We start from the raw sequence: 12,531 nt of genomic DNA, 5'->3' as shown, positions 1-12,531 counted from the left end.
GGTCAGTTCGCGGGCGCGGCCGGCAGGGCCGACGCGACGGTGGTTTCGGGGGTGATGCCGGCCTCGGCCTGACGGGCCTTCACCCAGTCGGCGTATTCGGCCTTGGACACGACCTTGACCTCGATCGGCATGAAGCCGTGGTCGGAGCCGCAGATCTGCTGGCACATGCCGTAATAGGTGCCGGTCTTCGTGACCTCGAACCAGCTTTCGTTGGCATGGCCGGGATTGGCGTATTTCTGCACGCCGAAGGCGGGCACGGCCCAGGAATGGATCACGTTGTCGGAGGTGATGATCACGCGGACCACGGTGTCGACCGGCACCACCATCGGATTGTCGGTCGAAAGCAGGCGGATCTTGCCGTCGACCGCTTCCGCCTCGGTGCGGGCGGCGATGCGCGACTCGATCTCGAAATCACCCGAGTCGGGATATTCATAGGCCCAGTACCACTGGTAGCCCTTGACGTTCACGGTCATCTCCGCGTCCGCCGCCTTGTCCGAATAATAGAGCAGGCGGAAGGAGGGGATGGCGATCACGACCAGGATCATGATCGGCGCCACCGTCCACAAGACCTCGATCAGGGTGTTGTGGGACGTCTTCGACGGGTTCGGGTTCTTGGCCGCCCGAAAGCGGAACATCACATAGACGAGAAGCGCCGCCACCAGGACGGTGATGGCGATGATGATGACCAGCAGCAGGTCATGGAATTCATGCATCTTCTCGGCGACGGGCGTCGCCGCGGGCTGCATGTTCAATTCCCAAGGTTCCGGCTGGGCCGCCAGCGCCGGGCCGGCAAGGGCCGCGCCGGCGAGCACGGAAAGAAGGCCAGTGGTGGCCCGGTTGAGCTTGTAGCCCATGGGTCGATTCAACTCCCGCTTGCTAAGCCTGGCCGAGACACAGTGATGCACCCCGACCACCCCTCAGATATCGCGCGCCGTCCGGCGGAAACCTTCCGGCCTGACCGGACTCGTACATTCGATCAGGCCGGATCGCCAGCCCGAATAACAGGTTGAGCCTATCACCGGCGACTTTGCCGACACAGATTTTGCGACAGCGGACCTATATTGTCCAAGGCTCCAAGGCCATGGGCGCGCGCATTCTTGCGACGTTATGCCGCAAACCACAATTGATGTTCGTCAATTAGCGCGGGCAACGATGCGGGATGTCGATTCCGTGACGCCCGCCAAGCACGGGGGCGGTGACGAATGCCGATCGCGCCCCCATATTAACGGGACGCAGCGCGAAGGAGCCTCTTTCATGTCCGATTCCGACCGTCTCGTCCCCGATGCCCTGTTCTTCGAACGCGCCGGACTCGATTCCGCCCGCGTCGAGCGGCTGGTGGACGATGCCCTCCAGGGCGCGGACGACGGTGAACTCTTCCTCGAATATTCCCAGTCCGAGTCCTTCGCCTTCGACGACGGCCGCCTGAAGGCCGCCACCTTCGATACCGGGCAGGGCTTCGGCCTGCGGTCTGTCGCCGGCGAGTCGACGGGCTATGCCCATGCCGCCGAACTGTCGGAAGAGGCGATCGAGCGTGCCGCGCGCACCGTCCGCGCGGTTTCGTCGGGCCATGGCGGCGTCATGGCGGCACCGCCGCCGGGCACCAATGCCAAGCTCTATGTCGAGGACAATCCCCTGTCCGAGGTGCCGTTCGAGGCGAAGACCAGGCTTCTGGCCGAGATCGACGCCTATGCCAGGGCGAAGGATCCCCGGGTGCGCCAGGTCTCGGCCTCCTTGTCCGGGTCGTGGCAGGTGGTGGAGATCGTGCGCGCCTCCGGGCTTCGGGTGCGTGACGTCCGGCCCCTGGTCCGGCTCAACGTCTCGGTCGTCGTGCAGGACGGCGACAAACAGGAGAGCGGGTCCTACGGCGCGGGCGAGCGCGGCTTCTACACCAAATACATGGACCCCGGCCATTGGCAGCCGGCGGTCGACGAGGCGCTGCGCCAGGCCCTGGTGAACATCGACGCCGTCGCCGCCCCGGCGGGCGAAATGCCCGTGGTGCTGGGCGCCGGCTGGCCCGGCATCCTCCTGCACGAAGCGATCGGCCACGGCCTCGAAGGCGACTTCAATCGCAAGAAGACTTCCGCCTTCGCCGGCCTGATGGGCAAGCAGGTGGCGGCCAGGGGCGTGACCGTGGTCGACGACGGCACCATCGCCGGGCGCCGCGGCTCCCTGACCGTGGACGACGAGGGCACGCCGACCAACCGCACCACCCTGATCGAGGACGGCATCCTGGTCGGCTATCTCCAGGATCGCCTGAACGCCCGGCTGATGGGCATGAAGCCGACCGGCAACGGCAGGCGCCAGTCCTATGCCCATATGCCCATGCCGCGCATGACCAACACCATCATGCTGGGCGGCGACGCCACGCGGGAAGAGATCATCGCCTCGGTGCCGAAGGGGCTCTATGCCGTCAACTTCGGCGGCGGCCAGGTCGACATCACGTCCGGCAAATTCGTCTTCTCCTGCACCGAGGCCTATCTGATCGAGAACGGCAGGATCGGGCCAGCGGTCAAGGGCGCCACCCTGATCGGCAACGGCCCGGACTGCCTGACCCAGGTGCGCGCCATCGCCAACGACCTGGAACTCGATCCCGGCATCGGCACCTGCGGCAAGTCCGGCCAGGGCGTGCCCGTCGGCGTCGGCCAGCCCAGCCTTCTGATCGACGGCCTGACGGTGGGCGGCACGGCGGCCTGAGCCGGGCGCCGGTGTCCGCCAAGATCCCTCTCGTGACCTTCGGGGCCGGGCTCTTGCTCGGCCTCGTCCTTCATGCCCTGTCCGGCGAGATGATCGTCGGTCCCGGCATCGCCGATTGTGAGACGACCTTGCTGGCGGAGATCCCGTCGCCCGATCGCCATCATAAAGTCGCGGCCACCACGCGCGGCTGTGGCGCGACGGCGCCGAACACGACGCGGCTGGCCGTGATGCCGGCTGGTCGCGATACCGACGCGACCGGGGTCGAGCCCTTCTATATCCAGTACGACGAAGCGGTCCTTCGTGTCTCCTGGGCTGCCGAGGATCGCATCATCGTCCGTGAAGCGGGGGCGAGGGTGATCCGCCGCGCAACCATTTGGAATGGAACGACGATCGAATATCGATCTGCGGATGAAGGACGGGCTTCTTCGGGGGATTGATCCCCCCCGTTTGGCAGGCTGGTAGGAAGAACGAGGCGTGGCATGATCCCCGCGGACCGGCGCGTATGAAGGCCGGCAGCGGAGGAGAGATCATGAACGCCCTTTCACCCGAGGCGCGCCGCCTCGCCGGCCATGGTGCCCTGGTCCTGATCGCCGGCCTGCTGGCCGGTTTCGCGATCGGCTTCGTCGCCCTCGGCGGCTTCATCCTGGATCCCCTGCCGAGCGCGCGGTTCGATTTTCCGGGCACCGAGCGCGGCTGGCGCGCCATGCATGTGGGCAGCCTGCTGAACGGCATCATGGCGCTGGCCGTCGCCGCCGTGATCGACCGGGTGGTGGCGACCGAGGGGCGGCGCAAGGTGATCTGCGGCATCCTCGCCTTCGCGGTCTGGGCCAATACGGTCTTCTATCTGTTCGCCAATTTCGCGGCCAATCGCGGCCTCTCGCCCTGGGACAATGCGGCGGGCGCCGGCAATTGGGCGGGCGCGGTCGCCTTCATTCCCGCCGCCGTCGCGGCCTTCATCACCATCGTCGCCGCCGCCATGTTCGCGCGCTCCGCCTTCGGCGGGCGCTGACGGCCTCCTTTCGGGGCGTCGCCCCGGCGAAGGCCGGGGCGTTTCGTCGGATGGGCGTCTTCCCGTCGAAAGATCGCGGTCTTCGCCGGGAAGGCGCATTTGCTATGATCTCCCCGTCGAACGACGGGGAGGCACGGCGATGGGGCGTCCGGTTCATGTCGTCACGGGGGCGACCTCGGGCATGGGGCTGTTTCTGGCGTCGGCGCTGGCGGAGGGCGGTGCTTTGGTCGTCGCCGGGGCGCGGCGGCCCGAGGCGGCCGATGCGCTGCGGGCGCGGGTGCCGCTGGGACGATTGGCCGTGCTGCCTCTCGACCTGCTCGATCCCGCCTCGGTGGCGGCTTTCGCCGGGGCGGTGCGGACGTTGCCGGGCGCGGCATCGGGAATCGATGCCCTGGTCTGCAATGCCGGGCTTCAGGTGCCGGGCGCACCGGTGCTGACGCCGGACGGCATGGACGAGACCTTTGCCGCCAACGTCTTCGGCCATGTGCTGCTGGTCGGTCTGCTGATGCCGGCCCTGGCACCGGGGGCGGCCGTGGTCACATTGGGCAGCGGCACTCATGATCCGCGCAACCGGCTGGCGCGCCTGTTCGGCTTTCGCGGCGGCGCCTTCGCGTCGGTCGAGGCTCTGGCCACGGGTTCCGGCATGGCGAAGGGGTCCGACCGCTACGCCGCCGCGAAACTCTGCTGCATTCTCTATGCCCACGCCATGGCGCGCCGGCACGAAGGGGAATGCCTGCGGTTCCATGCCTTCGATCCGGGCCTGATGCCGGGCACCGGCCTGGCGCGGGAACGCCCGGCGCCCGTTCGCTTCGCCTGGCATTACATATTGCCGGCGATGCGGGCGCTGGTGCCGGGCGTGAGTTCACCGGAAAAATCGGCGCGGGCGCTGGCCGGTCATCTGCTGTCGGGCTGGGGCGGGCGGCCGTCCGGCGCCTATGTCGAATTCACCGGCCGCCCGGCGCCCGCCGCCGCGCTGGCGACGGACGATGCGCGGGCCGATGCGATGATGGCCGGTCTCGGCCGTCTGGCGGCGGCGCGCGGCTGGTCGCTGGCGACGAACGGCGCTGCGACACCGGCCGGCTGAAACGGGCCCGACGGATCAATCTAGGCTTTCGCGTCGCGCCCGCCCGCCGCCCCCATCTTTTCGAGGAAGGCGGCGCGGGCTTTGTCCGTCGAGTTCCGGACGGGGGCGAAGACGCTGCGGCGCACGGGACCGATGCCGCAGAATTTCAGCACGGTCTGGGTCATCATGCGGTGGCCGGGGGCGCCATAGACCAGCCAGTTGAACCAGCCGGGCGTGTCCATGGTGACGATCAGGCGGCCGCTCCGGCCCTTCAGCAGCCTGTCGGGCAGGGGCCGGCCTTCGCGATAGGCGAAGGCGAAACCGGGCAGGAACACCCGGTCCAGGAAACCCTTGAGGAGTGCCGGGACCGAGCCCCACCAGATCGGATAGACGAAGACGACGTGTTCCGCCCAGGTGACGGCGGCACGGGCATCCTCCAGATCCGGCTCGAGAGGCTGGCGGCTGCGATAGCCTTCGCGGAGGATGGGATCGAAGGCGATCTCGCCGAGGCGAAGCTGCCGGATCTCGGCTCCGGCCGATGCCGCGCCTTCGGCATAGCGGCTCGCGGCGGCGGCGCAGAAGCTCCCGCCCGAGGGATGGCCGAGGACGATCAGGATGCGCCGCCCGGCCATGGCGCCCTCAATAGGCGTATTCGGCGAAGAGACGGGTGATGTCGCCGTGCCAGCGCCCCTCGTAGGCGGCGAGCAACTCGTCCGCCGGGCTCTGGCCCGTCTCCACCGTCTTCTTCAGGACCTGGAGGAACATGGTCTCGTCCCCGCCCATGCCGTTGCCGGCGGCGCGGCGGCGCAGGCCCTGATCGGCGATCTCGACCATGCGGCGCGCGATGTCGAGGACGGTGCCGCCCCGGAACGGCGCGCGGAGGCCCTGGCGCGGCACGGCGGCGCGAAGGGCCTCGCGTTCTTCCGCCGTCCAGTCGCGGATCAGGTCGAGGCAGGCGGCAAGGGACTCGTCGCAATAGACCAGGCCGACCCAGAGCGCGGGCAGGGCGCAGAGCCGCTTCCACGGCCCGCCGTCGGCCCCGCGCATCTCGATGTAGCGCTTCACCCGGGCTTCGGGGAACAGGGTGGTCAGATGGGCCGACCAGTCGCCCAGATGGGGTTTCTCGCCCGGCAGCGCCGGCAGCTTTCCATCGAGGAAGGCGCGGAACGACTGGCCCGAGACGTCGATGTAGCGCCCGTCGCGGTAGACGAAATACATGGGCACGTCGAGCGCCCAGTCGACATAGCGCTCGAAGCCGAAACCGTCCTCGAAGACGAAGGGCAGCAGGCCGGTGCGGTCGGGATCGGTATCGGACCAGATATGGGCGCGATAGGACTGGAAGCCGTTCGGCCGGCCCTCGGTGAAGGGCGAATTGGCGAAGAGCGCGGTCGCCACCGGCTGCAGCGCCAGGGCGACGCGCATCTTGGCCGCCATGTCGGCCTCGGAGGCGAAGTCGAGGTTCACCTGCACCGTCGAGGTGCGCAGCATCATGTCGAGGCCCAGACTGCCCTTCTTCGGCATATAGGCGCGCATGATGTCGTAGCGGCCCTTGGGCATGACCGGCACGTCCTCGCGCTTCCAGGTCGGGGCGAAGCCGAGGCCGATGAAGCCGAGGCCGAGCTCGCGGGCCACGGTCTGCACCTGTTCGAGATGGGTGTTCACCTCGCCGCAGGTCTGATGGATGGTTTCGAGCGGGGCGCCCGACAGCTCGAACTGGCCGCCGGGTTCGAGGCTGATGGAGGCGCCGTCCATCTCGAGAGCGATGATGTTCTCGCCTTCCAGCACCGGCTGCCAGCCGAAGCGTCGCAGGCCCTCGAGCATGGCGCGGATGCCGTTGTCGCCCGCATAGGGAACGGGGCCGAGACCGTCGAGCCGGAAGCCGAATTTCTCGTGCTCGGTGCCGATCCGCCAATCGGCCTTGTCGGGCTTGGCGCCGGCGGCCATCCATTCGACCAGTTGGCGCCGGTCCTCGATCGGCGCCCCGGCCGCCTGTACACCCGACATGCTCAACCTCCCATCAAGCTGTCAGGTTGACTAGCCGAAAGCCGATCACCCTGTCCAGCCACCCGGATCGCAGGGTAGTCATGCGCAACAGGGCACGGCGTCAGGCTTCGGCGAGGATCGCGGCGACGCGCGCCAGCACCTCGGGCGCGAAGCCCATGCCGCAATGGCTGGTGGCGATCTCCTCGTGGCGGACCATGGGCTCGTCCGGGCTGAGGCAGGCCCGCCAGCCGACGATGCCGTCGCGCCGGCTGTAGAGCGCCGTCACCGGGACGGTCAGCGGCACGGTTTCGCGGGCCGCGATCCGGCTCTCGATCCGGTCGAGGTCGAGGCCGCGCGCCCGATAGACCGGGGCGAAGACCGTGTATTTCGGGCCGCCCCTGACCGGCGTGCCCAGGGTCACCACCCGCTCGACGAGATCGGGGCGGTTGCGCGCGACTTCCCGCGCGATATAGCCGCCGAGGCTCCAGCCGACCAGGGCATAGGGCCGGCCCGCCGCCGCCACGCGAAACGACAGCCGCTCGGTGAAGCGGATCACGGCACCGACCACGTCCCCGGAATTGCGCCCCAGGTGCCAGCCCTCCGCCCTGAAGCCGCGATGGGCGAGATGGCGGCGCAGCACCGATGTCGAGAGATCGTCCGCCCCGAAACCGGGCAAGACCGCGACGCGCCGGCCCTGTCCGAGGTCGGCGAGCGTCGCCCCGCCGAACGGCAGCACCATCCGCCGCGTGCTGTCGGCGACACCGCGCAGAAGATCGAGCCCGGCGCCGATCTCGCGCAGCGAATCGAGCCGCCGGGGCGGCCGTGGCGCCTTGGGGGGTGGTGTCATGGGCGTTTCTCCTCGGTCCTCAGCAGAACCGATGGGGGAAGCCCCTGGCAAGCGGGAATGCGATCGGCGGCGGCCGATCAGGGCGGGCAGCCGAACTCCGCGCGGAACGCCGTGACGAATCGGCCCGTGCCGTCCCAGCCCGGCGGCGCCTTGGCCCTCATCTCCGCCGGCGCCGCCGAGAACTTCTCGCTGGCGTCGAGGCTGCGGTGCAGGGTGGCGCAGGCGGCGGGGATATCGCCCATCCTGTAGCGGATGCGCGCCTCGCCCAGGCTGGTGCCGGCCAGAATGTCGTAGCGCCCGGCGCTTTCCGCGAGGCGAGACGCCTCGCGCATCTCGGCCAGGGCCTTGGCCAGGCGCTCGGGCGGGACGGGCGGCTGTTCGGCGGCCGTGTTGACGATGATGGCATCCGAACCGGGCGTCGCCAGGAACATGGCGAATTCCCGATGGGCCTCCGCCTGGCCGGCGGTGTCGCCCGACCGCTGGAAGGCGGCCATGGCATCGTGGATCAGGGGTTCCGCCTGCGCCGGTCGCCCCGCTTCGAGATAGAGGTAGCGGGCCTGCCGCAACTTCGTCATGGGATCGTCCGAGGCGACGATTCCGGTTGCGCCGCAGCCGGCGAGGAATGTGGTCAGGAACAGGGCGGTGACCATCCGGTGCATGGCGTTTCCCAACCGATATCTTCGAATCCGCGCGCCAGTCCGATTGCCGATCCACGCGCTTTTGCATTTTTTGATTGCATCGGCCGCGTGTCAACGACCAAGCGGGGTTCGCCATTCTCCCAAAAGATGATATTCGGACGGTACTTTCAGGCTGAGCATTTCATGATATCCAGAATGAATCCGTGTCGATACGCGTTCGGGGCCGGAAGGGCATGACGTCTGAAGAATTGCGCGTCGACGGCACGCAACCGGGGCGCGATGCCGTTCCCGGGCTGCGGGCGGCCCTGGCGGCGGACGACGGGCTGGTCTTTCTCGATTTCGACTATGCGCTGTTCGGCTCCTCCAGCACCGAGGAATACCTGCGCAGGGCCTGGCCGGGGCCGCTGGTCAGCATCGTGCTGGCGCTGGTCCGGGACTTCATGCCCTGGGGGCTGCTGCTCGGGCGCTACGGCTATCGGGTGCGCGACTATATCGCGATCATGCTGGTCACCGTGCTGGCGCCCTGGAACATCCTGTTGTGGCGGTGGCGGGCGCCGGCGCTGTTCGCGCGCCATGCCGGCCATCCGCTTGCCGCGCTGATGCGCGGCGTTGCGCCCGAACGGGTGGTGATCGTCTCCTTCGGGCTGGATTTCATCGTCGCGCCGCTCCTGAAGGGCTCGCCGTTCGCGGCGTGCCGGCGGGTCTGCGTGCCAGCGCTGACTTCCTTCGCCGCGCTGCGCCGGGGCAAGCTGTCCGGCCTGAGCCCGATCTTCGGCGCGGACCGGATCGCCGGGGCGGTCGCCATCACCGATTCCGAAGACGACCGCGATCTTCTGGATGCCGTGCGCGCGCCTTTCCTGATCGCGCCGACCGGCCCCCGGGTGGTGGCGGAGGAAGGGCTCTATTTCCCCATGCGCTATACGGCGCGGGCGAAATACGGCCGCTTCTACGTCCTCTACAACAGCCTGCTGCGCGAATTGCCCATGCTGGCCCTCGCCACCTGGCCGGAACGCGGGCCGTCCCCGCTCTGGGCGGTCGCCGTCGCGCTGCTCTATGCCTCCATGCTGGCGATCTACGAGATCGGCTATTTCGAGAATGACTTCGTCGCCGCCAAGCATGAGGCAAGGCCCGTGGTGCAGCCGGAATCGAGCCGCTTCGAGGGCTTCTCGCTGGAGCCCCGGGCCTGGGCCTGGGGCGGTGTTCTCGGCCTGCTCGGCTGTCTTGCAGCCGTCGCGGACCGCGACGTCTTCGACGGGCTGGGCCTGGCGCTGGCCGCCGGCATCTGGCTGGCCGTGCTGGTCGTGACGCGCCTGCTGTTCCATGCCTACAACACCCTGCCGGTGCAGCGCCGGGTCCTGCTCTATCCGGTGATGCAGGCGGCGAAACTGTTCGGGATGCTGCTGGTCCTGCCCGGCCACGTCTTCGGCGCCGCCCTGCTGCTGGCCCAGGTGGTCGCCATGTGGATCACCTATGCGATCTATCGCACCGGCGGCGATAAGAGCGCCGTCCCGCGCGATTACGCGCGGCCGGTGCTGTTCGCGATCTTCGCGCTCGCCCTCGCCCTGGTGCTGCCGGTGGAGGATCTGGCCGCCCATGCCCCGGCCCTGACCGGGATCCTGGTCTGGTTCGGGCTGTTCCTCGGCCTGCGCGGGGCCTTCATGCGGGTCCGGGACCGCCGTCCGGCCTAAGCGCCGGTTTCCCCTCGACCCGTGTGTCCTCGGCCCGTGTGGCTTCGACTCGGGCCGCTTCGATCAGGGCAAGCGCGGCGATGGCCGCCGTCTCGGCGCGCAGGATGCGCCGGCCGAGACCGACCGGGCGGACGAAGGAGAGGCGCCGCAGGAGAGCGCGCTCGTGATCGTCGAAGCCGCCTTCGGGCCCGATCAGCACGCCGGCCGGGCCCTCGCCCAGGCCGAGGGCGGCGGCGTGAAGGGGCGGCGCGTCGCCCGCCTCGTCACAGAAGAAGAGGGGGACGGCCGGATCCCAGCCGCCCAGGACGCGGTCGAGTTTCCGGATCTCCTCGATCGCGGGGATGCTCGAGCGGCCGCATTGCTCCGCCGCCTCGATCGCGTTGGCCCGCATGCGGGCGGGGTTCGCCTTGTCGATCACGGTGCGCCGGGTCAGCGTCGGGATAAGGCGCGTGGCGCCGAGTTCCGTCGCCTTCTCGGCGACGAATTCCACCTTGGCGCCCCGGATCGGCGCGAAGGCGAGGATGGTTTCGGCCTCCAACGGCTGGGGCGCCAGAAGTTCCGACGGAATCAGGGCGCCGCCGCGCTTGCCCTGGCGGGCGAAACCGGCGCGCCATTCGCCGTCGCGGCCGTTGAAGGCGCAGACCTCGTCGCCATCGGCCATGCGCAAAACATTGGCCAGATAGTGGGCCTGGCCGTCGGCGAGCGGCACGGCGAGCGAGGGGGCGATGTCGGCGTCGACGAAGAGACGGTGGCGGGGACGCGCGCGCATGGCGGGGAGGCATTCCGGTTCTTGAGGCGATATCCGTTTCCGGTTAGCACGTTTCCGGTCAGCATTGGGGAATGAACATGCCCACCACGCCATATGCCGCCGAACCCGGTGCCGCCGAGATCAGGCCGGCCGATGCCGCGCCCTCGACCTGGGTCGACCGCATGCCGCCCGCCCTGCGCCCCTATCTGCGGCTGGCGCGGGCGGACCGGCCCATCGGCATCTGGCTCCTGATGCTGCCCTGCTGGTGGTCGACGGCGCTGGCGGCGCCGGCGGGCGGGCTGCCGGACTTCTGGCTGCTGCTGCTCTTCTTCGTCGGTTCCGCCGTAATGCGCGGGGCGGGCTGCACCCTGAACGACATCGCCGACCGCGACATCGACGCCCGCGTCGCGCGGACGCGGGGGCGGCCGCTGCCGTCGGGCGCGATCGGGGTTAAGGCGGCCTTCGCCTTTCTGGCGCTTCAGGCGCTGGCCGGGCTCGGCGTCCTGCTGTCGCTGAACAGCTTCACCATCTGGCTCGGCATTGCCTCCCTGCTGCCGGTCGCGGTCTATCCCTTCATGAAGCGGATCACCCACTGGCCCCAGGCCATGCTGGGCATCGCCTTCAACTGGGGCGCGCTGGTCGGCTGGTCGGCGGTGCGCGGCGATCTCGGCTGGCCGGCGGTGCTGCTCTATGGCGCCGGCATCCTGTGGACGCTGGGTTACGACACGATCTATGCCCATCAGGACAAGGAGGACGACGCCATCGTCGGCGTGAAATCCTCGGCGCTCCGTCTCGGCGACCGGACGCGGCCGTTCCTCTTCGCGGTCTACGGCGGGATGGTGGTGCTGGTCGGGCTGGCCGGCGGCATGGTCGGGCTGGCGTGGCCGTTCTGGCTCGGCCTCGGGCTGGCGGCGCTGCATCTGATGCATCAGGCGGCGTCGACGGATTTCGACGACGGGGCGCAATGCCTGACGCGCTTCAAGTCCAATGCCCGTCTCGGTTTCCTGCTGTTTCTCGCCATCGTTGTCGGGCAGTGGGCGGCATGACGCCGCCCAGGTGGGGCAATGGGCGGCATAACGCCGCCCAGGGGGGCAGCAGGCGGCGTGACCGTGATCAGCGGGCCCCGCTGTAGCGTTCGTAGGTTTCCTCGACCACGGTGATATGGCCGCGCATGGCGGCTTCGGCGGCGGTCTTTTCGCCGCGCAGGATGGCGGTCACCACCCGGTCGTGTTCGGCGTGGGACAGCGACAGGCGGCCGAGCGTCCTGAACTGGGCCCGGCGGAAGGGCGACAGGCGCGCCCGCGTCGCCAGGGTGATCTCGGTCAGATAGTCGTTGTGGCTGCCGTGATAGATGGCGCTGTGGAAGTTCTCGTTCACCTCGTGATAGCGCTGGGGATCGCCCTGGCGCACCAGTTCGCCCAGCGTCTCGTGCAGGGCTTCGAGGTTGCGGCGTTCGGCGCCGGTCATGTTGACGGCGGCGAGGCCGGCGCAGATCGCCTCCAGCTCCGCCATCACCTCGAACATGCCGCGCAGGCGATCGAGCGAGGGCAGGGCGACCAGGGCGCTGCGGTGCGGCCGGGTTTCCACGAGGCCCGATGCGGCGAGTTCGCGGATCGCCTCGCGCACGGGGGTGCGGGAAACGCCGAAGCGCCGTGCCACTTCCAATTCCTCCAGCGGGGTGCCGGGGCTGAGGCGGCCCTGCACGATCTCGTCGGCGATGACGAGGCGCAGTTCCTCGCTGCGGGTCGCGGATTTGCGCGGCCCTGTTTTCCGCCGGGTCTTGTCGGCGCTATCGGTAACTGTGGTCGTGGACACGATCTGGACTGCTCTGCTGACGAACTTGGAAGCCTAGGGGGCGGGC

13 protein-coding genes are annotated in these 12,531 nt (G+C 69.1%); 6 read left to right on the top strand and 7 right to left on the bottom strand.

Translation table 11 applies throughout. The features are described 5' to 3' along the window. Positions 1-2 precede the first annotated feature (2 nt). The gene (gene coxB / locus L2U69_RS12775; protein WP_236107457.1) at positions 3-854 is read right to left on the bottom strand and encodes a cytochrome c oxidase subunit II; all 852 of its coding nucleotides are present in this window, start codon (positions 852-854) and stop codon (positions 3-5) included. Positions 855-1,254: 400 nt separating this feature from the next. On the opposite strand from coxB, the gene tldD reads away from it, so the two are divergent. From tldD to L2U69_RS12755, 4 genes are all read left to right on the top strand, one after another. Next, entirely contained in the window at positions 1,255-2,694 is a 1,440-nt protein-coding gene (tldD, locus tag L2U69_RS12770) for a metalloprotease TldD (RefSeq protein ID WP_236107455.1), read from the top strand. Between the two features lie 11 nt (positions 2,695-2,705). Then, the gene (locus tag L2U69_RS12765) at positions 2,706-3,131 is read left to right on the top strand and encodes a hypothetical protein (RefSeq protein ID WP_236107454.1); all 426 of its coding nucleotides are present in this window, start codon (positions 2,706-2,708) and stop codon (positions 3,129-3,131) included. A 92-nt stretch (positions 3,132-3,223) separates the two neighbouring features. After that, entirely contained in the window at positions 3,224-3,703 is a 480-nt protein-coding gene (locus L2U69_RS12760; protein ID WP_236107453.1) for a hypothetical protein, read from the top strand. A gap of 139 nt (positions 3,704-3,842) precedes the next feature. Next, positions 3,843-4,787: an SDR family NAD(P)-dependent oxidoreductase gene (locus L2U69_RS12755; protein ID WP_236107452.1), complete on the top strand. Its 945-nt coding sequence runs from the start codon at positions 3,843-3,845 to the stop codon at positions 4,785-4,787. A 20-nt stretch (positions 4,788-4,807) separates the two neighbouring features. Here L2U69_RS12755 and L2U69_RS12750 read toward each other — a convergent pair whose 3' ends face one another. From L2U69_RS12750 to L2U69_RS12735, 4 genes are all read right to left on the bottom strand, one after another. Continuing rightward, positions 4,808-5,398, bottom strand: coding sequence for an NAD(P)H-dependent oxidoreductase (locus tag L2U69_RS12750; RefSeq protein WP_236107451.1), 591 nt, complete (start codon positions 5,396-5,398; stop codon positions 4,808-4,810). Positions 5,399-5,405: 7 nt separating this feature from the next. Next, positions 5,406-6,770 (bottom strand): glutamate--cysteine ligase, encoded by a 1,365-nt coding sequence (locus tag L2U69_RS12745; protein ID WP_236107450.1) that lies wholly within the window; start codon positions 6,768-6,770, stop codon positions 5,406-5,408. 100 nt (positions 6,771-6,870) lie between these two features. Further along, entirely contained in the window at positions 6,871-7,596 is a 726-nt protein-coding gene (locus L2U69_RS12740) for an alpha/beta fold hydrolase (protein WP_236107449.1), read from the bottom strand. A gap of 77 nt (positions 7,597-7,673) precedes the next feature. Continuing rightward, positions 7,674-8,255 (bottom strand): hypothetical protein, encoded by a 582-nt coding sequence (locus tag L2U69_RS12735; RefSeq protein ID WP_236107448.1) that lies wholly within the window; start codon positions 8,253-8,255, stop codon positions 7,674-7,676. Positions 8,256-8,467: 212 nt separating this feature from the next. Between L2U69_RS12735 and L2U69_RS12730 the strand changes: the two genes are divergently transcribed. Then, a complete protein-coding gene (locus tag L2U69_RS12730; protein WP_236107446.1) occupies positions 8,468-9,922 on the top strand; it encodes a hypothetical protein in 1,455 nt (484 codons plus the stop codon). Here L2U69_RS12730 and L2U69_RS12725 read toward each other — a convergent pair. Continuing rightward, entirely contained in the window at positions 9,891-10,691 is an 801-nt protein-coding gene (locus L2U69_RS12725) for a 16S rRNA (uracil(1498)-N(3))-methyltransferase (RefSeq protein ID WP_236107444.1), read from the bottom strand. The genes L2U69_RS12730 and L2U69_RS12725 overlap by 32 nt on opposite strands. Before the next feature lie 77 nt (positions 10,692-10,768). Between L2U69_RS12725 and ubiA the strand changes: the two genes are divergently transcribed. Beyond that, positions 10,769-11,716 (top strand): 4-hydroxybenzoate octaprenyltransferase, encoded by a 948-nt coding sequence (gene ubiA / locus L2U69_RS12720; protein ID WP_236107442.1) that lies wholly within the window; start codon positions 10,769-10,771, stop codon positions 11,714-11,716. Between the two features lie 67 nt (positions 11,717-11,783). Here ubiA and L2U69_RS12715 read toward each other — a convergent pair whose 3' ends face one another. Continuing rightward, positions 11,784-12,485, bottom strand: coding sequence for a GntR family transcriptional regulator (locus tag L2U69_RS12715; RefSeq protein ID WP_236107440.1), 702 nt, complete (start codon positions 12,483-12,485; stop codon positions 11,784-11,786). Positions 12,486-12,531 lie beyond the last annotated feature (46 nt).

Source organism: Zavarzinia marina, assembly GCF_021568905.1.
GTDB lineage: Bacteria > Pseudomonadota > Alphaproteobacteria > Zavarziniales > Zavarziniaceae > Zavarzinia > Zavarzinia marina.
Note: the sequence above shows the minus strand (reverse complement) of the source record. Positions and strands in the feature narration are given on the sequence as shown.

Coding starts and splice junctions, on each gene's coding strand:
- coxB (WP_236107457.1), bottom strand. CDS start 854: ATGGGCTACAAGCTCAACCGGGCCACCACTGGCCTTCTTTCCGTGCTC.
- tldD (WP_236107455.1), top strand. CDS start 1,255: ATGTCCGATTCCGACCGTCTCGTCCCCGATGCCCTGTTCTTCGAACGC.
- L2U69_RS12760 (WP_236107453.1), top strand. CDS start 3,224: ATGAACGCCCTTTCACCCGAGGCGCGCCGCCTCGCCGGCCATGGTGCC.
- L2U69_RS12755 (WP_236107452.1), top strand. CDS start 3,843: ATGGGGCGTCCGGTTCATGTCGTCACGGGGGCGACCTCGGGCATGGGG.
- L2U69_RS12750 (WP_236107451.1), bottom strand. CDS start 5,398: ATGGCCGGGCGGCGCATCCTGATCGTCCTCGGCCATCCCTCGGGCGGG.
- L2U69_RS12745 (WP_236107450.1), bottom strand. CDS start 6,770: ATGTCGGGTGTACAGGCGGCCGGGGCGCCGATCGAGGACCGGCGCCAA.
- L2U69_RS12740 (WP_236107449.1), bottom strand. CDS start 7,596: ATGACACCACCCCCCAAGGCGCCACGGCCGCCCCGGCGGCTCGATTCG.
- L2U69_RS12735 (WP_236107448.1), bottom strand. CDS start 8,255: ATGCACCGGATGGTCACCGCCCTGTTCCTGACCACATTCCTCGCCGGC.
- L2U69_RS12730 (WP_236107446.1), top strand. CDS start 8,468: ATGACGTCTGAAGAATTGCGCGTCGACGGCACGCAACCGGGGCGCGAT.
- L2U69_RS12725 (WP_236107444.1), bottom strand. CDS start 10,691: ATGCGCGCGCGTCCCCGCCACCGTCTCTTCGTCGACGCCGACATCGCC.
- ubiA (WP_236107442.1), top strand. CDS start 10,769: ATGCCCACCACGCCATATGCCGCCGAACCCGGTGCCGCCGAGATCAGG.